General features: G+C 68.7%; 21 protein-coding genes. 11 read left to right on the forward strand and 10 right to left on the reverse strand.

Annotated elements, in window-relative coordinates; genetic code table 11:
• The first annotated feature begins 48 nt into the window (after positions 1-48).
• From ACSQ19_RS06235 to ACSQ19_RS06250, 4 genes are all read left to right on the forward strand, one after another.
• Complete coding sequence (locus ACSQ19_RS06235) at positions 49-636, forward strand: hypothetical protein (RefSeq protein WP_436000663.1); 588 nt, start codon at positions 49-51, stop codon at positions 634-636.
• A gap of 161 nt (positions 637-797) precedes the next feature.
• Positions 798-1,160, forward strand: a complete 363-nt coding sequence (locus ACSQ19_RS06240) for a hypothetical protein (protein WP_436000665.1) — start codon at positions 798-800, stop codon at positions 1,158-1,160.
• Positions 1,161-1,220: 60 nt separating this feature from the next.
• Entirely contained in the window at positions 1,221-2,078 is an 858-nt protein-coding gene (locus ACSQ19_RS06245) for a hypothetical protein (RefSeq protein WP_436000667.1), read from the forward strand.
• 86 nt (positions 2,079-2,164) lie between these two features.
• Positions 2,165-2,920: a ThuA domain-containing protein gene (locus tag ACSQ19_RS06250; RefSeq protein ID WP_436001115.1), complete on the forward strand. Its 756-nt coding sequence runs from the start codon at positions 2,165-2,167 to the stop codon at positions 2,918-2,920.
• Between the two features lie 13 nt (positions 2,921-2,933).
• On the opposite strand, the gene ACSQ19_RS06255 is transcribed toward ACSQ19_RS06250, so the two are convergent.
• From ACSQ19_RS06255 to ACSQ19_RS06285, 7 genes are read right to left on the reverse strand one after another with little or no spacing between them, the layout of a single operon-like run.
• Positions 2,934-3,956 carry a DUF4380 domain-containing protein gene (locus tag ACSQ19_RS06255; protein WP_436000669.1) on the reverse strand — a complete coding sequence of 341 codons (1,023 nt, stop codon included), beginning with the start codon at positions 3,954-3,956 and terminating at the stop codon, positions 2,934-2,936.
• Positions 3,957-3,963: 7 nt separating this feature from the next.
• Positions 3,964-5,262, reverse strand: coding sequence for a DUF58 domain-containing protein (locus tag ACSQ19_RS06260; RefSeq protein ID WP_436000671.1), 1,299 nt, complete (start codon positions 5,260-5,262; stop codon positions 3,964-3,966).
• Positions 5,259-6,260 (reverse strand): AAA family ATPase, encoded by a 1,002-nt coding sequence (locus tag ACSQ19_RS06265; protein ID WP_436000673.1) that lies wholly within the window; start codon positions 6,258-6,260, stop codon positions 5,259-5,261. The genes ACSQ19_RS06260 and ACSQ19_RS06265 overlap by 4 nt, the downstream gene beginning before the upstream one ends.
• Positions 6,257-7,456: a DUF4350 domain-containing protein gene (locus ACSQ19_RS06270; protein ID WP_436000675.1), complete on the reverse strand. Its 1,200-nt coding sequence runs from the start codon at positions 7,454-7,456 to the stop codon at positions 6,257-6,259. Before ACSQ19_RS06270 ends, ACSQ19_RS06265 begins: the two co-directional genes overlap by 4 nt.
• The gene (locus tag ACSQ19_RS06275) at positions 7,453-9,018 is read right to left on the reverse strand and encodes a DUF4129 domain-containing protein (RefSeq protein WP_436000677.1); all 1,566 of its coding nucleotides are present in this window, start codon (positions 9,016-9,018) and stop codon (positions 7,453-7,455) included. The genes ACSQ19_RS06270 and ACSQ19_RS06275 overlap by 4 nt, the downstream gene beginning before the upstream one ends.
• Entirely contained in the window at positions 9,008-10,006 is a 999-nt protein-coding gene (locus ACSQ19_RS06280) for a stage II sporulation protein M (RefSeq protein ID WP_296278892.1), read from the reverse strand. The genes ACSQ19_RS06275 and ACSQ19_RS06280 overlap by 11 nt, the downstream gene beginning before the upstream one ends.
• Entirely contained in the window at positions 10,003-10,683 is a 681-nt protein-coding gene (locus tag ACSQ19_RS06285) for an RDD family protein (protein ID WP_296278891.1), read from the reverse strand. The genes ACSQ19_RS06280 and ACSQ19_RS06285 overlap by 4 nt, the downstream gene beginning before the upstream one ends.
• Positions 10,684-10,851: 168 nt before the next feature.
• Here ACSQ19_RS06285 and ACSQ19_RS06290 point away from each other — a divergent pair, with 168 nt between their 5' ends.
• On the forward strand, positions 10,852-11,118 hold the full coding sequence (locus tag ACSQ19_RS06290; RefSeq protein ID WP_436000679.1) for a YkgJ family cysteine cluster protein: 267 nt from the start codon (positions 10,852-10,854) through the stop codon (positions 11,116-11,118).
• A 13-nt stretch (positions 11,119-11,131) separates the two neighbouring features.
• On the opposite strand, the gene ACSQ19_RS06295 is transcribed toward ACSQ19_RS06290, so the two are convergent.
• The gene (locus ACSQ19_RS06295; RefSeq protein ID WP_296278889.1) at positions 11,132-11,509 is read right to left on the reverse strand and encodes a VOC family protein; all 378 of its coding nucleotides are present in this window, start codon (positions 11,507-11,509) and stop codon (positions 11,132-11,134) included.
• A 38-nt stretch (positions 11,510-11,547) separates the two neighbouring features.
• A complete protein-coding gene (locus tag ACSQ19_RS06300; protein ID WP_436000682.1) occupies positions 11,548-12,108 on the reverse strand; it encodes a gamma carbonic anhydrase family protein in 561 nt (186 codons plus the stop codon).
• Positions 12,109-12,157: 49 nt separating this feature from the next.
• Here ACSQ19_RS06300 and ACSQ19_RS06305 point away from each other — a divergent pair, with 49 nt between their 5' ends.
• The 4 genes from ACSQ19_RS06305 to xth all read left to right on the forward strand — a co-directional run bounded on the left by ACSQ19_RS06305 (position 12,158) and on the right by xth (position 16,622).
• Entirely contained in the window at positions 12,158-13,684 is a 1,527-nt protein-coding gene (locus tag ACSQ19_RS06305) for a coniferyl aldehyde dehydrogenase (RefSeq protein WP_436000684.1), read from the forward strand.
• A gap of 6 nt (positions 13,685-13,690) precedes the next feature.
• Positions 13,691-14,182, forward strand: a complete 492-nt coding sequence (locus ACSQ19_RS06310) for a hypothetical protein (protein WP_436000686.1) — start codon at positions 13,691-13,693, stop codon at positions 14,180-14,182.
• Positions 14,183-14,265: 83 nt separating this feature from the next.
• Complete coding sequence (locus tag ACSQ19_RS06315) at positions 14,266-15,825, forward strand: MFS transporter (protein ID WP_436000688.1); 1,560 nt, start codon at positions 14,266-14,268, stop codon at positions 15,823-15,825.
• A gap of 26 nt (positions 15,826-15,851) precedes the next feature.
• Positions 15,852-16,622, forward strand: coding sequence for an exodeoxyribonuclease III (xth, locus tag ACSQ19_RS06320; protein ID WP_436000690.1), 771 nt, complete (start codon positions 15,852-15,854; stop codon positions 16,620-16,622).
• Positions 16,623-16,718: 96 nt separating this feature from the next.
• Here the strand turns inward: xth and ACSQ19_RS06325 are convergent, their stop codons facing one another.
• A complete protein-coding gene (locus ACSQ19_RS06325) occupies positions 16,719-16,976 on the reverse strand; it encodes a GlsB/YeaQ/YmgE family stress response membrane protein (RefSeq protein WP_055939203.1) in 258 nt (85 codons plus the stop codon).
• A 189-nt stretch (positions 16,977-17,165) separates the two neighbouring features.
• Here ACSQ19_RS06325 and ACSQ19_RS06330 point away from each other — a divergent pair, with 189 nt between their 5' ends.
• Both ACSQ19_RS06330 and rsmG read left to right on the forward strand, forming a co-directional pair.
• Entirely contained in the window at positions 17,166-17,780 is a 615-nt protein-coding gene (locus tag ACSQ19_RS06330) for a 4'-phosphopantetheinyl transferase family protein (RefSeq protein WP_436001117.1), read from the forward strand.
• Complete coding sequence (rsmG, locus tag ACSQ19_RS06335) at positions 17,777-18,433, forward strand: 16S rRNA (guanine(527)-N(7))-methyltransferase RsmG (protein ID WP_436000692.1); 657 nt, start codon at positions 17,777-17,779, stop codon at positions 18,431-18,433. The genes ACSQ19_RS06330 and rsmG overlap by 4 nt, the downstream gene beginning before the upstream one ends.
• Positions 18,434-18,605: the final 172 nt, after the last annotated feature.

Raw genomic sequence — 18,605 nt, forward strand, 5'->3', positions numbered from 1 at the left:
CGACTTGTCTGGGAGTACGCGGGCAGCTATTCGCCCGTGTCCTGGCGGGTGGACCAGCGCGACGACGCCATTGTCGCCATCCGCCTGTCCCACTCCAGCCCGGCGGCCGGCCGGCCCTCGTTCCTGCCTTCGCCCGGCCAGTACGATGACGGCGTCATCGTCCAGCGTGTCGACGATGGTTGGCTGGTGGCCTTCAACAACGGGGAGTTCGGCGCCGTGCTGTACTGGTACAGCGTCGATGGGGCGACGCGTTATCCCGTGTCCTCCGACCATGTCGTGGCGTTCTTCGAATGGAAGGACCGATGGCATGCCATCGAAGGCCTTGCGCACCTGGGATCGTCGCGAGGCACTGTGGTCGCGCTCGACAAGTCCCTGGACAGGTGGCAGGCCACGACGCTCATGCACCTGCCCGGTGCTCCCCTGACCGTCTCCGTTACCGAACGCGACGACCTGCTGATCGCCCTGCACGACGCCTTGGTGCGTGTCGACGCAACGTCCGGCCTGCATATGGTTCTGCCAAAGGCACCCTGGCGCTTTTTCCACCCCGTTCTTCGGCCTGGGATGAGCGCGCGGGCTTGCTGTACATCGGCATGCGGCAGTACGTGGCGCGTTACGAACCGGCGACCTCGACACTGACGATGCTTGCGCCTTCGCCCTCGGCCATCCACCACCTCACGCCCGACGAAGAACGTCGCATCCGCCGCCAAGCACGACAGACGACAGACGAATGAACCCGGCAGGGTGAAGCCGTGCCTGGCTTTGCTATACATTGGACGTCCATCGGCACGGAGACATGCATGGACGGATTCCTCACCCAGTTGCTGACGATGCTCGGCTACCAGTTGCCCGACCTGCTGGCCTGCGTGGCCGGTACCGCGATGCTGGCGATGTGGGCGCCACCGGCACCCGGTCGCAAACTGGCGCTGGCCGGCATCTCGCTGATGCTGCTCACCACCGTGCTGCGCGGCGCGATGAGCGTGTGGCAGGCCTGGGTGATCAACCACGCGACCGATGGCTATGCATCGGTGAGCGGCATGATGGGCCTGTTCAGTGCCCTCGGCATGCTGATCGGCCTCGTCTCCGCCGTCGGCCTGGTCATGCTGGCCTGCGGTGCCTGCAAAGCGATGGCGCATGTGCAGAATGACGAGGTACTACGGTAACCCAGTCGATGTGTTGGTCCTATTACTGCATCGCTCACGAAGGCCAACGTGGAGGCTCTCATGAATCGCAAAGAAAAGATGCTTCAGGGACTTGATCTACGCCACATGACGGGCATTGAAGTGGGACCTCTCGACAAATCGCTCGTGAAGAAGAGCGAGGGGACGATTTTCTATGTCGACCATTGTGACACCGCCGAACTAAAACGCCGATGGTCTGCAGACCACCGCATCAACTTGGAACTTCTCCATGTAGATGCGGTATGGGGCGACAATACACTCAACGCGGCGGTGGCAAGCGCTGCTGATGGAAGCGGTGCAACCTGGGCCGGCGCCGACTACCTTTTAGCCTCCCACGTAGTGGAGCATGTCCCGGACTTGGTTGCGTGGCTTCAAGAAATACATGATGCCTTACGACCCAGCGGCCTCGTTCGTCTTGCAATACCAGACAAGCGGTACACTTTTGATTATCTAAGAGAGACGACAACGCTCGCTGACGTTCTCACGGAACATCTTCGGAAGCGTCGCAAGCCAAGCGCCTCTCGCATCCTGGATTTCGCGCTGAATGCGGCGGAGGTCAATTGCGCTGAAGCGTGGAGAGGGGCGCTGGATGTCTCCCTTCTAAAGCGGATGTACTCTGACGAAGGAGCATATGCGATAGCTGCGGATGCTGAACATCATGATACTTATCATGATGTTCATTGTTGGTCCTTTACACCCGGCTCGTTTGCATCTCTCATGAAGGAACTTTCCTCGATGGGACTTTTGTCAATGGAGTGCGAATGGATAATTCCTACTCAAATGGATGATCTCGAATTCTTTGTCGGGATGCGACGCAACCCGTCACTAGTCGAATGCTGCGACAGTTGGACACGCGCGTGCTTTAGCTTGGAACAATCTATGGACACGAACTCGACTTGAACCGTTCTCGCTTCGCTTTTCAGGAATTAGTACGGAACAGGTTGGTGAAATCACAAAGAGTGGCCGTGACGCTCCCGGTGAAATGCTTGTTAGCAATACTGCTTGGCTTCGGTTCCCTTCCGGCGGTCGCACAGGGCGCTTTCAAGGTACTGGTCGTCGCCATCCCCAACCGTTATCACCATGACTACGCCGTGGTCGCCAAGCCGCAGTTCGAACGCATGGCGCAGGTGCACGGCTTCGACCTGACCTGGTCGTGGAACAGCACGCCGTTCGACGGCGACCTCTCGCCGTATGCGGCCGTGGTGCTCCTCAACACGCCGGGCGATGAACTGAAAGGGGCACAGCGCGGCACGCTCGAGGCCTACGTCCGCGCCGGGGGCGGCGTGATGGCGGTGCATCGCGCACTGATCTTCAATCCGCCCGGCGAGTGGCCCTGGTTCGAGAAACTGATCGGCCGCTCGTTCCGGGTCCACCCGATGGTGCAGACGGCGACGGTGCGCGTGGACGATCCCTCGTTCCCGGCGACATTCAACCTGCCGTCGCGCTGGATCTGGACGGACGAGTGGTACGAATTCCATGACCCGCTCGTGCCCGGCCTGCGGACGGTGTTGAGCGTGGACGAGTCCACCTACGACCCGACCCGCATCTGGCCCGGGCAGGTGGCGCGGGGCATGGGCAAGGATCATCCCGTCGCCTGGTACCACGCTTACGACGGTGGCCGCGTCTTCGTCACGGCACTCGGACACACGCCGGCGCTGTACGACGATCCCGCCTATCTGGCGCATCTTTACGGCGGTCTGTGGTGGACCGCGACGGGCAGGGGCATCGACGACCGGCGCTGACGCGCGCCAGGCCTCACTCGGCGACGGCGCAAAGGTCCAGGCGTTGGCACAGGAACGCGACCTGCGCGTCCTGCGTCTCCGGCCCTTCGTAGGGCAGGACGGTCCAGCGCTCGCGCGCCTGCATCGCCGCGCCCGGGGCGAGCGTGCGGAACGGCGCGTGCATTTCCATTTCCAGCAGTCCGGCGCGGAGGTCGCGGGCGTGGTCGAGATACAGCTCGACCTGGCCATGGTCGGGATGGATGGCCTCGCGCGGTTGCAGGTCGAAACGGATCACGAACGCCTGGCCCTGCGCGAAGCCGGCCATCCAGCCCGCCGACGGCTGCAGTAACACCTTGCCGCGACGCATCGCCGTGGCCGGTGGCGGGGGCAGGAACGCGAACACGCCCGCGTCGATCCGCCAGGCGGGCACGGCGTCCACTGCGCCCTCCACCCGCACGTCGCGCGCATCGGCGACCGGCACGTAGACGCGCGTCGCGGCGGACGTGCGCGTGTTGAACCACAGGTCACGGGCGAGAGGACGGTCGCGGATGTTGCGGGCGGTCGCCGTCACCACGACGGTGGCGGGATCCGCAGGATCGAACGCGAACGATTTCAGCAAGCGCACGCCGGTGACCGGGCTGTCGACGCCCTCGAGCACGAGCCGGTCCGGTGAGCGCGCGATCACCCGCGTCCGCGCGAATGCCAGGTAGGGATCCGGCGGCCAGACCGCTTTCTCGTCGCGCCGCGACGGATTCGCATCCTGGTCGGACCACCAGCCGCGCTGCGGACCCATCCAGACATCGTGGCCGAGATAGCCGATGTCGTCCGCATCCGCAGCCACCCGTGGCGTTGGTTGCGAGGCGACCGGCTCGCCGATCTTGATCAGGTTGCGGCGCCCGACGCGGCTCACGTGCAGAACGCGGCCGCCGAGCGATGGCGTGATCTCGACGACCAACGCATCCGATTGCAGCCGGATGCGTTCGACGCCGGCCGCGTCTTCGCCTGCGCCGGACAGGCCGGTCGCCCCCAGCAGCAGACACGCAGCGAGCGCCCGCATGCCCACGCTACAGCACCCCGTCCCGCTTGACGGCCAGATAGCGTTCCACCAGCGCCGCGGGGAGTTCGTCGGCGGTGACGTCCAGCACCATGACGCGATGGCTGCGAAGCGCCTCGTGCGCGGCCGTGCGCTGCTCGAGGTATCGCGCGACCGCGCCGGCATGGATCGCGCCCTGCAGATCGCGCACGTCGTCGTCCAGCGCCTCGTCCAGCGACGTTTCGCGCAGGCTGGCCACGCAGACCAGGTGCCGCTTCTGCAGCAGGCGCACCGCGGCGAGCAGGTCGTCGATATCCTCGTCGCGGACATTGGTGACCAGCATCACCAAGGCACGGCGACGCTGCCGCAGGCTCAGTTCGGTGGCGGCGGCCAGGTAATCGGTGGCCACGGGGCGCGGTTGCAGGTCGTAGCTGGCGCGCAGCAGCGTATCGATGGCGGCCATGCCGCGTTGCGGCGCGACCCAGCGGCTGTCGCCGCCGGCGGCGAACAGCCCCACGCCATCGCCCTGGCGCAACGCCAGGTAGGACACGACGAGCGACGCGTTGAGTACGTGGTCGAAATGGCCCAGTTCGTCCTCGCGCGCCATCATCCGGCGGCCGGTGTCGATCAGCATGACCAGCTGCTGGTTCTTCTCGTCCTGGTACTCGCGCGAGATCAGCTTGCGCGAGCGCGCGGTGGCCTTCCAGTCGACCTGGCGCAGGCTGTCGCCGACGCGGTACTCGCGCATCTGGTGGAAGTCGGTGCCTTCGCCACGGCGCCGCTTGAGGTGCGCGCCCACCAGGCGGGAGGCCTGCTCCGCGCTGAAGAGTGCGAAACGCGTCAGCGGTGCGAAGTTCGGATACACGCGTACCCGCTGCGGCATGCCGGCGACCCGCGATTGCCGCCACAACGCCAGCCGGGAATGCAGGCGCAGCTGCACGCCGTCGAAGTGGGCATCGCCGCGCGCGGCAGGACGCAGGCTATAGGTGATGCGGGTCGCCGACATGGGCGCCAGTGCCAGCCGGCGCGGCAGGCCTGTCGATGCCCAGCCGCCCGGATGCAGGTCGAACACATCCAGCCGCTGGCGCACCCGCGACTCGAAGCCCAGCGCGACATCGCGCTCGATGCCCAGCGGCAGCGCATCGGGAATCTCGCGCGTGGCCTCGGGCGTGGGACGGGCGCGCAGCCCCCAGGCATCGAGCGCGGCGACCACCAGCACCGCCGCGCCGGCCAGCTGCCACTGCCACAACGGCCAGCCGAGGAAAGGCACGGCCAGGCCGGCCAGTCCCCAGCCTGCGATCAGGGCGATGAGCAGCGGCGCCGGCCTCATTTGCGGGGCGCGTCCACCTTCGCCAGCAGCGCACGCAGCGCATCGTCCGGCGACTGTCCTTCGATCTGCAGTTCGGGGGCGAGGGTGATGCGGTGGCGCAATGCGGGGCGGGCGATGTCGCGCACGTCGTCGGGCGTGACGAAATCGCGTCCCTGCAGCACGGCCTGCGCACGCGCCGCGCGTACCAGGGCGATGCTGCCGCGCGGCCCCGCGCCGAGCGAAATGCCTGGCCATTTGCGGGTGGCGGCGACGATGCGCACGGCGTAGTCGATGACTTCCGGATCCACACGGATCGCAGCGGTCTCCCGCTGCATCGCAGCGATGTCGGCCGCACCGACGACGCGCTTCACCTGCGACAGATCGAAGTCGGCGGCGGTGCGACCCGTGGTGATGGCATCGACCATGCGCTTCTCGTCTTCCAGCGCCGGGTAGTCGATCAGCACCTTCAGCAGGAAGCGGTCCAGCTGCGCTTCCGGCAGCGGATACGTGCCTTCCTGCTCCACCGGGTTCTGCGTGGCCAGTGCGATGAACGGTGGCGACAGCGCGAACGACGTGCCTTCGATCGTGACCTGCCCTTCCTGCATCACTTCCAGCAGGGCGGACTGGGTCTTGGCCGGCGCGCGGTTGATCTCGTCGGCCAGCAGGATGTTGGTGAACACCGGACCGCGGCGGATCTGGAAGCTCTCCGTCTTCGGGTCGTAGACGGCATGGCCGCTGACGTCGCTGGGCATCAGGTCGGGCGTGAACTGCACGCGCGCGTAGGTCAGCTCCAGCGCCTGCGACAGCGCACGCACCAGCAGCGTCTTGCCGAGGCCGGGTACGCCTTCGATCAGCACGTGGCCGCCGGCAAGCAGCGCGATCAGGATCTGGTCCAGCACGTCGGGCTGTCCGATGAAGGCCTTGGACACTTCGTCGCGCACGGCTTCGACGCGCTGGGACAGCGCGTTGCCGGGCATCGGCGGAAGCGCGGGCGGCGCGGCGGCGGTCTCGTCGTTCATAGGCGGTTTCTCAGTTGGATCAACAGGGCGATGCGGTCGCGGAAAGCCTGCCGGTCGTGCGAGGCAGGGACGTTGAGGGCGGTGCGGACACGGTCGGCGGGCTGGCCGGTACGTTCGGCGATGGCCGCGACCTGCGGCTCGCCGGCGAGCGCGGCGGCGACCGGATCGCGCCGACGCAGGCGCGCCAGGAACGCCTGCCGGACGGCGGAATAGAGCATCACGCCGCGACCGTAGCGATAGAGATGTTCGCCGCTGGCGCGGACATGTTCGAGCAACGAGCGTCGCTCGCCGGCTGGCGACGGCACCGGTGGACCAAAGCGCTGCATGCGCATCCACAGCCAGGCCAGCAGGGCGAGCAGCAACGGCGCCCACACCATCCAGCCCTGCAGGTAGAGGGTGCGCCACAACGACGGCATTTCCGCCGCGTAGACCAGGTGCATCGTGCCCTGGCCATAGTTGGGCGCCAGCACCTGCCGCGCCAGCGCGCGGTGCGGACCGTCGCGCAGGCCGCCGGACGGCGCGACATCCGGCGTGTCCTGCAGGAAGCCGCGCGCGGCGGTGTTGGCGAGGAAGTCGAAGTCGGCCAGCACGTCGACATGGCCCTTGCCCACCGCCAGGCGCGCATAGACGTAGCCGGCCTGCAGGTCACCCCAGGCCAGCTCGGGCACCACGTCGTCAAAGACGAAGCGGCGGCCGCGGCAGAACTCGACGTGGTGGCCTTCGCCCTCCACCTGGAGGTCTTCGCATCGGGGGCCCTCGTCCGCCAGCCACGCCGACAGCAGGTCCAGCATCGCGGGCGGCGTCGCGTCCCGTCCGGACAGGTCTTCGCCCGGCGAATACAAGGGCGTGCGGATCAGCAGGTGGCCGCCGCCTTCCACCCACTCCAGCAGGCGTTCGGCCTCCGGCGGCGACAGCGCGCGCGGATCGTTGAACAGCAGCAGCGTGTCGCCGGGGGCGAGCGGGTTGTCGTCCAGCATCAGGCGCTGGCGCGCGTCGACCTTCACGCCGTCCGCTTCCAGTGTCTTCGCCAACGCATACAGCGGGTTGTAGGCGGCCTCGCCGGACGGCGGCAGGTACAACGTCTTCTCGACCCGATGGAACGTGTGCCGGAACCACAGCACCAGCAGCACCGCCACGAGCAGCAGGACCATCAGGCCCGCGCCCACCCACCGGCCCTTGTGGCGTGCGGAGGTCATGTCGCCCACCCGTAGCGTTGCTGCAGTTCGCCCACCAGCGCGTCGAACTCGTCTTCGGCCGGCAGGCGTTCCGCGTAGGCGGCGTACTGCCACGTCCGCACCATGCGCGCGAAACTCTGCCGGTCTTCCGCCTGCGGCATGCGGCGCGAGGCACGCAGGCATTCGGCCTCGGTGGCCCCGGGCGGCAGCACGATGTCGGCGCGCTGGCTCATGCTGTCCACGCTGGCGCGGTAGAGCAGCGCAAGCGCGTGGCGCGGGCGACCTTCGCGCCACAGCCGGCGCGCGGCCGTGGCGATGTCGTCGGGCAGCGCCTCGGGCAGCACCAGCGCATCCGTCTGCGGTGCGTCGGGCGCGGCGACCGGGCCGCGCGCGATGCCGCGCATCCACGGCCACCAGTGGCGCACCGTCGCGAGCAGCACCGCCACCAGTACGCCCACGACCAGCCAGAGTCCCCACTCGCCGACGAAGGCCAGCACGTTGCCGATGCCGGCCAGCAACGCGTTGTCGCGATCGGGCGCTTCCTCGGGCGTTTCCTGCCCGGCGTTGCGGCGCTCCCAGTTGGACTGCACGAGCGTGCGGTCGAGGTCTGGATCGCGGTAGGCCTGGTCGGCCGCCTTGCGGAAGGCGCTGTCATCGACCCGCTGTTCGCCGAACACGATGGGCAGGGTGGGCGGCGTCGGCGCCGCGTCGGGCGCAGTGGCCTCGGGCACGGGCGCTGTATCCGGCGCGCCATGGCGCTCCTGCGCGTCGGCGCCGCCGGCCATGCCCATCCACAGCGCCGCGACCAGGACCAGCGGTGCGGCCGCCGCCAGGCGCGCGCGCAGCTTGCGGAACACGATCTCCAGGTCCCAGGCCTCGATCTGCGTGCGCCGGTTGAGGTACAGGCCGAAGCCGGCGCCTACGTAGAACGGTTCGACGACGCTGACCGCCGCCCACGCCAGCGCGTTCCAGGCCAGCTGGAACCATACCGGCCACTCCAGCGCGGCCACGCGGAACGCCGCCTGCACGCTGTCCGGCAACAGGTCCTGCGGCAGGTACATGACCACGGCCATGGCCCCGCCCAGCATCAGCACCCCCTGGAACAGCAGGCAGATCCAGGTCAGCAGGATGCCGGTGCTGTACGCATCGCCGCCCAGCACGCGGCGACGCTGGCGCAGGCGTTCGCCCTGCACGCCCTCCAGCAGGTCGATCGGCATGTACAGCGAACGCACCGGACTGAAGCGGCGCCACGTGAGCAGGTGCGGCAGCATGCGCGTGCCCCAGCCCAACTGCGCCCGCAGGGTCGCGCGCGTGCCGGGCACGCTGCCGAACACGGCGCGCGAGACCACGTACAGCGGAATGCGGTCGAACGCGGGCTTCAGCCACCACATCACCACCGCAGCCAGCCAGATGCGGTCGATCCACCAGGCACCGAGGTTGAGCAGCGCGAACACCGGCAGGGTCAGCCACAGCCACGGCCTCCAGACCGCCCCGGCATGCCGCCGTACCAGTGCCATGCCCAGTTCGACGGCTTCCCAGTCCGAACGCGCGCGCAGACGGACCGTCAGGTCTTCAATCCTCATCGGCCACCCCGCGTCCGCCGAGGCCGAGCCACAGTGCGACCAGTGTCCACAGCACGCCGGACACGCTGTACTTCACGGCTGCGGGAATGGACTGCGTCGACGACCAGAACGCTTCGATGAAGGCCGCCACCAGCAGCATGAACGCCACCCCCAGGCACAGCCGCGCCCCTTTCCTCCCGGCGATCGCGAGCGCATCGATGCGGCGGTGCCGGCCGGGCGCCACCAGACCCAGCCCAAGGCGCAGGCCGGCGCCGCCGGCCAGGACGATCCCGGTCAGCTCGAACGGCGCGTGCCCGCAGACGAAACGCCACAACGGGTCGCCATAACCGATCTGCTGCAGGTGGCCGAACACCGTGCCGATGCCGACGCCGTTGACGACCAGCACGAACAGCGCGCCGACGCCGGCCAGCAAGCCGCCCGCGAACGTGCGCAGGCCGATGCTGATGTTGTTCCAGATGTAGTGGCCGAACATCTGCCAGTCGGTGCCGCTTTCGCGGCCCAGGGCGTGGCTAGGGTCGGTGGGGTCGTACATGCGCTCGTACATCGCCACCTGTTCGGGCGACACGATGCTGTAGACCAGCTCTGGGCGCACCTGCAGCAGGACGAACATCAGCACCAGCGGGACCACGAACACCGCTGCCGCCACCCACATGCAGCCGGCCTCGCTGCGCACCAGCCGCGGGAAGTCCGCCAGCAGGAAGCGCACCGCACGCTGCCAGCGCGGCGGCGGCGTGCGGTACAGCACGCCGTGCCCCTGCTGCATCAGCCCCTGCAGGCGCTCCACGACCACCGGGCTGTAGCCGCGCCGGCGCGCCAGTGCGAGGTGCTGGCAGATGCGGCGGTAGCGGGCCGGGACGTCCTCGTCGGTCAGCTCGCCGTTGTTGCGCTCGCGGCGCGCCTGGCGCGCGCTCTCGCCGCGCGCATGCAGCCAGGATTCGAAGGCCTGCCATTCGGCCTGGTGGCGGGCGACGAACTGTTCCTGCCTCATCGCCGCCCCAACAGCCAGTTGGCCATGCCATAGAGCCGCTGCACGCCGGCCTGTCCCTGCGCGGCGGTGATCGGCTGGGCGAGGTTGGCCAGTTCTTCCTGGCGCGAGGATGTCAGCTGGGGCGCACGTTCGCCGAACGCGACGATCGCGCCCTGTTCTTCCGGCAGCAGCTGCGCCGGGGGTACGAAGACCGTGTTGACCGGCGCCGGCGCGTGGCTGCGCTCGCGCCCGGCATGCACCACCAGCGTGCCCGCGACCATGTCGCCGAGACGGCGCGCATGCGGATCGACCAGGCTCGCGACCAGGCCCACCGCATAGCCGAACGGCAGCATGTCCACGGTGCGCAACAGGTTGCGGGTGATCGCCGCCAGCCAGCCGACCGGCGCGCCATCGGCCGCCACCACCCGCAGGCCCAGCGCCTTCTTCCCCGGCGTCTGCCCGCGCCACGCGGACTCCAGCACGATCGGATAGGCCCAGAACACCAGGAACACCACGATCAGATACAGCCCGTCTCCCACCTTGCCGAGCAGGGCGAGCAGCATGGCCATCACCATCACGATGCCGAGCCGGATCACCAGGTCGATCCCCCACGCCAGCGCGCGCGGCACCGGACCGGCCGCCGGAAGATGCAGGCCCACGCCCTCGGGGGTGACGACTTCGCGGTAGGTGTCCAGCATCACGCACTCACCACGGGCAACAGTCCCCTGGCGGCGTGGCGGCCGCGACCTGATCGATGTGGTGGAGCCTGCGTGTCCCGCTGTCCATGCGCTTTCCCCCTGCCCGGCGACTTTAGCCGCGAACGCGGTGCTTGCCCAGCCGCGGCACACCCTACACTGCGCGCCATCGTGGACACCGCCTTCCCTTGCCGTTCCGGCTGCGCCGCCTGCTGCACCGCGCCGTCGATCACTTCGCCGATCCCGGGCATGCCGCAGGGCAAGCCGGCGGGCGTGCCGTGCGTGCACCTGGACGACGCGCTGCGCTGCCGCCTGTTCGGCCAGCCCGAGCGACCCGCGTTCTGCGCCACGCTGAAACCCGGCGCGGACATGTGCGGTGCCAGCCGCACCGAGGCGATGGCCTTGCTGGCGGCGCTGGAACGCGCGACGGCACCCTGAGGCCGCGCTGCGGTCATGCCACCTGCGTGGAGATCCACCAGGTAGTGCCGCCGGCATCGCGGAAGCCGCCCCGGCGGTCGCCATCGCCTTTTTCCGCGGGCGCCTGTACCGGCTCGGCACCGGCAGCCAGCGCGCGCGACCAGGTGGCTTCCACGTCCGGCACATAGAGGTGCACGTGGCTGGCGATGGGTGGCCAGCCCTCCATGCCATCGGCGAGCATCAGCACCGTGTCGTCGATGCGGACTTCGGCATGGCCCAGGCGGTCGCCCAGGGGATGCATGCGCAGCGGGTGCGCGTCGAACACGGCGACGAGGAAGTCGATCGTGCGCTGCGCGCCATCGACGACGAGGTACGGGGCCACCGAGGTGTAGCCCTCCGGTTTCCAGGCCATGCGGTTCTCCCAGGGCGACGCGGACGCGCCGCCGGCCATCATGCCGCAGGCGCCGTCGCCTGCAGGTAACGGTCCTTCAGCTTCACGTAGTGCCCGGCGGAATAATGCAGGCTTTCGATTTCCCGGTCGGTGAGCGCCCGGGCGAAACGGGCCGGATTGCCCAGCCACAGTTCGGCCTCGCCGACCACCTTGCCGGGGCCGAGGATCGCACCGGCGCCCAGGAAGCCGTACTTCTTCACGGTCGCACCGTCCAGGATGCACGCGCCCATGCCGATCAGGCACAGGTCCTCGATCGTGCACGCGTGGATGATGGTGCCGTGGCCGATGGTGACGTCGGCACCGATCAGCGTCGGATGGCCCGCCTTGTTGTACGGGCTGTGGTGGCTGACATGCACGATGGTGCCGTCCTGCACGTTGGTGCGCGCGCCGACCCGGATGTGATTGACGTCGCCGCGCAGGATGGTGCCCGGCCAGACGGACACGTCCTCGGCCAGTTCCACGTCGCCGATGACCGTGGCGGCCGGGTCGACGTAGACGCGCGGCCCGAGGACGGGAAAGCGGTCAAGGTAGGGGCGCAGGGCGGTCAGATTCGGGTCCATGCCGGGATTGTAGTGCGCCGGCTCCGGAACGACGGCATACACTCGGCCGATGACCACCTTCCCGCATGCCGCCACCACTGCCGCGAACGCGGCCATCACCGCCGCCAACGCCGCGATCACGGCTGCCTCGGCGGACGCCGCGCCCGGCGCCGGCGCCGGCGCCCGCATCTCCGACGGCGATACGCCGCTCGACGACCTCGCGCCGACGCTGCAACGGTTGCGCGGCGCATGGCAGCAGCGCAAGCCGGACCGTGCGCAGCGGCGCGACGACCTGCAGCGGCTGCGCGATGCACTGAAGCGGCGGCTGCCGGAAATGGCGGACACGATCGCCGCCGACTTCGGCCATCGCTCTCGGCACGAGTCGTTGATTGCCGATGGCATGACCGTGCTCAACGAGATCGACCACCTCGCCTCGCACCTGCGCCGCTGGATGAAGCTGAAGCGCGTCGGCGTGGGCTGGCGCTTCTGGCCAGCCCGGGCGGAGATCCGTCAGGAACCCGTTGGCGTGGTGGGCGTGATTTCGCCTTGGAACTACCCGGTCAACCTGGCGCTGATCCCGCTCGCCACCGCCATCGCAGCCGGCAACCATGTCTACCTGAAACCCTCGGAGCACACGCCGCGCACCACCGCCTTCCTGCGTTCGCTGCTGGCGGAGGTGTTCCCGCCGGAGCGCGTCAGCGTCGCCGCCGGCGGTGCCGACGTGGCGGGCGCATTCGCCGCGCTGCCGTTCGACCATCTGGTGTTCACCGGCTCCACCGCCGTGGGCCGCAAGGTGATGGCTGCCGCCGCGCCGAACCTGACGCCGCTGACGCTGGAACTCGGCGGCAAGTCGCCGGCCATCGTCTGCGACGACTTTCCGGTGGACCAGGCCGCCGCGCGCCTGGCCACCGGCAAGTGGTTCAACGGCGGGCAGACCTGCATCGCGCCGGACTACGTGCTGCTGGTCGGCCGCGAGCGACGCGACGCGCTGGTGCAGGCGTTGCGTGAGCAGGTCGCCGCGCGCTACGGCGACCTGTCCGATGCCGGCGACTTCACCCGCATCATCAACGACGGCCAGTTCGCACGGCTGGACGGCTACCTGGACGACGCGCGCCAGCGTGGCCACGAGGTCATCCCGCTGGCAGCGAAGCATGACCGCACGCAGCGCCTGTTCGCGCCCACGGTCGTGATCGAACCGGGCGACGACGCGAAGGTGATGCAGGACGAGATCTTCGGCCCCATCCTGCCGATCCGCACCGTCGGCTCGCTCGACGAGGCGCTGGCCTATGTCAACGCGCACGACCGGCCGCTCGCGCTGTATCCCTTCAGCCACGACCGTGCCCGGGTGGAGAAGATCCTGGGCGCCACGCTGGCAGGCGGCGTCACCGTCAACGACACCGTGCTGCATTTCGGCATCAACGCACTACCGTTCGGCGGCATCGGGCCCAGTGGCATGGGCGCGTACCACGGCCGCGCCGGCTTCGATGCCATGAGCAAGGCGCTGCCGGTGCTGTGGCAGCCGCGCCGCGCGGGCAGCGACCTGCTGAAGCCGCCTTATTCCAGGGTGGCGAAGTTCATCGACTTCATCATCCGCTAGTCCCGCATGCGCAAGCTCCGACAAGCCAGCAACAGCCGTCGCGATCTCCGCGTGTACGGCATGCTGCTGGTCGGCGCCATGTTCGTTTACGCGGGCCTGGTCGTGGACCCTGCCAGCAACTGCGATGCGAGCGGACGCGAGTGCGCACCGTGGCTGGTGCCCATCGCGTTCGCGATGGGTGTCGTGCTGGCCGGATCGTCACTGGCGATGCTGGTGCATGCACGACGCTGGGGCAGCCGGCTGGACCTCGAGACGCGCACGCTGTGGTGGTGGGACAACGCGGTGGGCCCGGGCGAGCACGCGATCGCGCTGGGCGACGTGGCGCGCATCCGCGTGCAGCGTCCGGAGGAAAGCGAGGACCGCGTCTTCCTGTACGGTCATGACGGAGAAAGCCTGCGCTTCCCATCGGAACGCGGCATTCCCTATGACGCCGCGCAATGGGCACGGGACCTGGCCAGGCACTTTCCCCACATCACCGTGGACGTGGAAGGCGACTGACGCCGGCTGGCCGGCAGGCCGGCCCTGGTCGAGAATCGGCATGCCCGTTCGTCGAACGGGATGACACCCCCTGCCGGACCGCCATGTCGACGACCGCCGTACCCGCCAAAGCCACCCGCCGCGAATGGATCGGGTTGGCCATCATCGCCCTGCCCTGCATGGTCTATGCGATGGACCTGACCGTGCTGAACCTCGCACTGCCGGCCATCAGCGCCGAGCTGGACCCCAGCGCCAGCCAGTTGCTGTGGATCGTCGATGTGTACGGCTTCCTGGTCGCCGGCTTCCTGATCACGATGGGCACGCTGGGCGACCGGATCGGCCGTCGCAAGCTGCTGCTGATCGGCGCGGCGGCGTTCGCGGCGGCCTCGGTGATCGCCGCGTTCTCGCGCAGCGCGGAGATGCTGATCGCGATGCGCGCGTTGCTTGGCGTGGCGGGCGCAACATTGGCGCCCTCGACGATGTCGCTGATCCGCAACATGTTCCATGACGAACACGAGCGCCAGTTCGCCATCGGCGTGTGGATCGCGGCGTTCTCGGTCGGCGGCGCGATCGGTCCGCTGGTTGGCGGCCTGCTGCTGCAATGGTGGTGGTGGGGCGCGGCGTTCCTGGCCGCCGTGCCGGTAATGGTGCTCCTGCTGGTACTGGGACCGAAGCTGCTGCCCGAGTACCGCGACCCCGAGGCGGGCAAGCTGGATCCGGCCAGCATGGTGCAATCCCTGTTCGCCGTGCTGGCGGTGGTCTACGGGTTGAAGCGGATCGCCGAGTACGGCGTCGACCCGCGTGGCATTACCGTGTTCGTGGCCGGCATCGCGCTGGGCGTGCTGTTCGTGCGCCGGCAGAAGCACCTGGCCTACCCGTTCCTCGACGTGACGCTGTTCCAGCGCCCGGCCTTCTCCGCCGCCATCGTGGCGTACGCGCTGGCCGGCCTGTCCATGATGGGCGTGTACATCTTCATGACCCAGTACCTGCAGCTGGTGCTCGGCCTGACGCCGTTGCAGGCCGGCATCGCGACCGTGCCGTGGTCGCTGAGCTTCACCGTCGGCTCGCTGCTGGCACCGAAGCTGGCGCGCCACTGGGGTGCACGGCGGGTGATGGTGCGCGGGCTGCTGCTGGCCGCGGTGGGCTTCGGCGTCACCGCACTGGTCATGCCGCCGTATGGGCTGTGGATCCTGATCGCCGGCATGCTGGCAATGAGCCTGGGCATGGCACCGGTGTTCACCGTGGGCAATGAACTCATCATCACCACCGCGCCGCCGGAACGCGCGGGCGCCGCGTCCGCGCTGGCGGAGACGAGTGCCGAACTCAGCGGCGCGCTGGGCATCGCGATCCTGGGCAGCCTCGGCATGCTGGCCTACCGTCTGTGGCTGGACCCCGCCTTGCCACCGACGCTGGCCGATGCGGACGCGACACGCGCGCTGTCGACGCTGGGTGGCGCGGTGACCGTCGCGCACGAAGTCGGCGGAACGGCGGGAAAGGCCATCGCCGACACTGCACGCACCGCCTTCACCGACGCGATGCGCGCCATTGCCGTGTTCGGCATGACGATGATGTTGCTCGCCGCGTGGATGGCCGCTCGCCTGATGCGCGATGGCGAAGGCGCGGGGCATGCCGCAACGACCGCCCACGCCCCGACGGACGCCTGACCCGCTTCCTCGCTTAGAATCCCGCCATGAAAATCGCCAGCTGGAATGTCAATTCGCTCAACGTGCGCCTGCCGCACCTCACGCAATGGCTCGGTGCGTTCGCGCCGGATGTCGTGGGCCTGCAGGAAACCAAGGTGGAGGATCACAAGTTTCCCGACACCGCGCTGGCGGAGGCGGGCTATCGCAGCGTGTTCGCGGGACAGAAGACCTACAACGGCGTAGCGCTGCTGTCGCGCGAGCCGATCGGCGACGTGCAGGTGGGCATTCCCGGGTTCGAGGACGAACAGAAGCGCGTGATCGCCGCGACCGTCGGCGACGTGCGCATCATCAACCTCTACGTGGTCAACGGCCAGGACGTGGGCACCGACAAGTACGCCTACAAGCTGCGCTGGCTGGACGCGGTGCACGACTGGATCGCCGCCGAACGGCAGGCGCATCCGAAGCTGGTGGTGATGGGCGACTTCAACATCGCGCCGGACGATCGCGACGTGTTCGACCCCAAGGTCTGGAACGACGACCACATCCTGACCTCGACCGCAGAGCGCGCCGCACTCCAGCGCCTCTATGCGTTGGGCCTGCACGATGCCTTCCGCCTGCGCAGCGACGAAGCGAACGTCTACAGCTGGTGGGATTACCGGATGGGCGGTCTGCGCCGGAACCTGGGCCTGCGCATTGACCTGACGCTGGTCTCCGACGCGCTGCGCGCGCATGCGGTGGAATCCGGCATCGATCGCGAGCCGCGTACCTGGGAGCGACCGAGCGACCATGCGCCTGCGTGGGTGCGGCTGGGCGGATGAACCACAGACATGAAGAAGGCCCGGCGGATGCCGGGCCTTCTTCGTGCCACGAGCCTTGGGTGCGTCTCGAACGCGCACGCGGCCGCAGCGGAACCGTTACCTCGCGCGGCCTCGCGTGAACAGGTTCACGATCAGCAGCAGCACCACCGCACCGATGAAGGCGGTGAGCAGGAAGCCGACCCAGCCGCCGCCCAGGCCCAGGCCCAGCGTCGGCAGCAGCCAGCCGCCCAGGAAGCCGCCGATGATGCCGACCACGACATTCAGGATGATGCCCTGGGAACCGTCGCGCTTCATGACGATGCTGGCGAGCCAGCCGGCGATACCACCCACGATCAGATAGATGAGAAAATTCATTGCGTTGCTTCTCCCTCGATGGACAGGACCCCTTGGCGCGGGGCACGCTTCAATTTCCAACGCACTGCGTGAAACCGTCGTTAACTCCGTGGGGGAAGCTTCCGTGCCCGTGCTTGATAGCGCCATCGCCCCAGGCTTGCACGCTGTGCCGCACCACGACGCAGCGTCGCTAACGTGAGTTGGCGCGACATGCCGGCGGACTGGCGACGCGACGGGATCGCGCTGTGGCTGCTGCCGCATACGCCACGGCAACGCGGCGAGCCCGCTGCGCGCGCGCATCTCGCGCGTGCGCTGGACATGCCGCCGCAGGCGCTACCGATCACTCGTGATGCACAGGGTCGGCCACACTTCATCGCGCCGCTGCACCACCTGGAGACCGGCTGGAGTCACAGTGGAGACGCGCTGTTGCTGGCACTGGGCGAAGACGTCGAGCTGGGCGTTGACGTTGAACGCCTTCGCCCCCGCCCGCGCGCGATGGAGCTGGCGCACCGCTTCTACCACCCCGAGGAAACCCGCTGGCTGCACGCCATCGAGGACGATGAGGTCCGCCTGCTCGCGTTCGTGCGACTGTGGTGCGTCAAGGAAGCCGTGCTCAAGACGCATGGCCAGGGGATTTCCTTCGGCCTGCATCGCTTCCACGTGGACCTCGGCGACGAGCGCGCGCGCCTGGCCGCGTGCGATCCCGCGCTCGGCAAGGCCAACGACTGGCGCCTGCACGAATGGTCCCCCGCACCCGGCTACCGCGCCGCGCTGGCCTGGCATCCGCGCGGTGCGGCATGGCGGCCTGCGATAATGCCGCGATGAACGACACTGCCTTTCCCGCCGAACTGCGCGACGACCTCCACCGCGGCCTGGTGTCGCTGGGCCTCGACGCCGAGACGCTGGCGCCACGCCTGCTGGCCTACCTGGCCCTGCTCGATCGCTGGAACAAGACCTACAACCTCACCGCCATCCGCGACCCGCGCGAGATGGTCACCCGCCACCTGCTGGACTCGCTGGCGATGCATCCGTTCGTGGACGATCTCGCCGCGCGCGGCGGCGTGCTGGCCGACCTGGGCACCGGCCCCGGCCTGCCCGGCATCCCGCTGGCCATCGCCAAGCCCGGTCTGCGGGTGACCCTGGTGGAGAGCAACGGCAAGAAGGCGCGCTTCCTGCGCGAAGCCGTGCGCACGCTGAAACTCGACAACGCGCGCGTGGCCGAATCGCGCGCCGAAGCGCTCGACGAACCGCAGGCCTACGACGCACTTACCGCGCGCGCGCTCGACGTGCTGGCCGGCATCATCGCCGTCGGTGGCCACCTGCTGAAGCCCGGCGGCGCGCTGCTGGCGATGAAGGGCGTGCGCCCGGACGACGAGATCGCCGCCCTGCCGGGCGGCTGGTCGGTGGACACGATCCAGCCATTGACCGTGCCCGGCCTGGTCGGCGAGCGCCACATGGTGGTCGTGCGTCGCGACTGAGCGCCTCGGGCATGCGCCCGCGCGACCTAAGCCGTTGAAAAGACTGGCGCCCGGTTCGGGATCCGTGGGGATCTTCGGACACGGTGACCGGCTGCCGCCGTGTTGCCCGTACTCCTGATTTCGCACGGCCCCGCCCCAGCCCGCATAATCCCCCCTCACCCCGGACCTGACC

This window comes from Pseudoxanthomonas sp. LjRoot127, assembly GCF_964253495.1.
Classification (GTDB): domain Bacteria; phylum Pseudomonadota; class Gammaproteobacteria; order Xanthomonadales; family Xanthomonadaceae; genus Pseudoxanthomonas_A.

Bases quoted from the DNA above. Each gene is read 5' to 3' on its own strand.
- ACSQ19_RS06260 (WP_436000671.1), bottom strand. From the start codon at position 5,262: ATGAGGCCGGCGCCGCTGCTCATCGCCCTGATCGCAGGCTGGGGACTG.
- ACSQ19_RS06300 (WP_436000682.1), bottom strand. From the start codon at position 12,108: ATGGACCCGAATCTGACCGCCCTGCGCCCCTACCTTGACCGCTTTCCC.
- ACSQ19_RS06325 (WP_055939203.1), bottom strand. From the start codon at position 16,976: ATGAATTTTCTCATCTATCTGATCGTGGGTGGTATCGCCGGCTGGCTC.
- ACSQ19_RS06315 (WP_436000688.1), top strand. From the start codon at position 14,266: ATGTCGACGACCGCCGTACCCGCCAAAGCCACCCGCCGCGAATGGATC.
- ACSQ19_RS06330 (WP_436001117.1), top strand. From the start codon at position 17,166: ATGCCGGCGGACTGGCGACGCGACGGGATCGCGCTGTGGCTGCTGCCG.
- rsmG (WP_436000692.1), top strand. From the start codon at position 17,777: ATGAACGACACTGCCTTTCCCGCCGAACTGCGCGACGACCTCCACCGC.
- ACSQ19_RS06310 (WP_436000686.1), top strand. From the start codon at position 13,691: ATGCGCAAGCTCCGACAAGCCAGCAACAGCCGTCGCGATCTCCGCGTG.
- ACSQ19_RS06285 (WP_296278891.1), bottom strand. From the start codon at position 10,683: ATGCTGGACACCTACCGCGAAGTCGTCACCCCCGAGGGCGTGGGCCTG.
- ACSQ19_RS06255 (WP_436000669.1), bottom strand. From the start codon at position 3,956: ATGCGGGCGCTCGCTGCGTGTCTGCTGCTGGGGGCGACCGGCCTGTCC.
- ACSQ19_RS06305 (WP_436000684.1), top strand. From the start codon at position 12,158: ATGACCACCTTCCCGCATGCCGCCACCACTGCCGCGAACGCGGCCATC.
- ACSQ19_RS06245 (WP_436000667.1), top strand. From the start codon at position 1,221: ATGAATCGCAAAGAAAAGATGCTTCAGGGACTTGATCTACGCCACATG.
- ACSQ19_RS06265 (WP_436000673.1), bottom strand. From the start codon at position 6,260: ATGAACGACGAGACCGCCGCCGCGCCGCCCGCGCTTCCGCCGATGCCC.
- ACSQ19_RS06295 (WP_296278889.1), bottom strand. From the start codon at position 11,509: ATGGCCTGGAAACCGGAGGGCTACACCTCGGTGGCCCCGTACCTCGTC.
- ACSQ19_RS06270 (WP_436000675.1), bottom strand. From the start codon at position 7,456: ATGACCTCCGCACGCCACAAGGGCCGGTGGGTGGGCGCGGGCCTGATG.
- xth (WP_436000690.1), top strand. From the start codon at position 15,852: ATGAAAATCGCCAGCTGGAATGTCAATTCGCTCAACGTGCGCCTGCCG.
- ACSQ19_RS06280 (WP_296278892.1), bottom strand. From the start codon at position 10,006: ATGAGGCAGGAACAGTTCGTCGCCCGCCACCAGGCCGAATGGCAGGCC.
- ACSQ19_RS06240 (WP_436000665.1), top strand. From the start codon at position 798: ATGGACGGATTCCTCACCCAGTTGCTGACGATGCTCGGCTACCAGTTG.
- ACSQ19_RS06275 (WP_436000677.1), bottom strand. From the start codon at position 9,018: ATGAGGATTGAAGACCTGACGGTCCGTCTGCGCGCGCGTTCGGACTGG.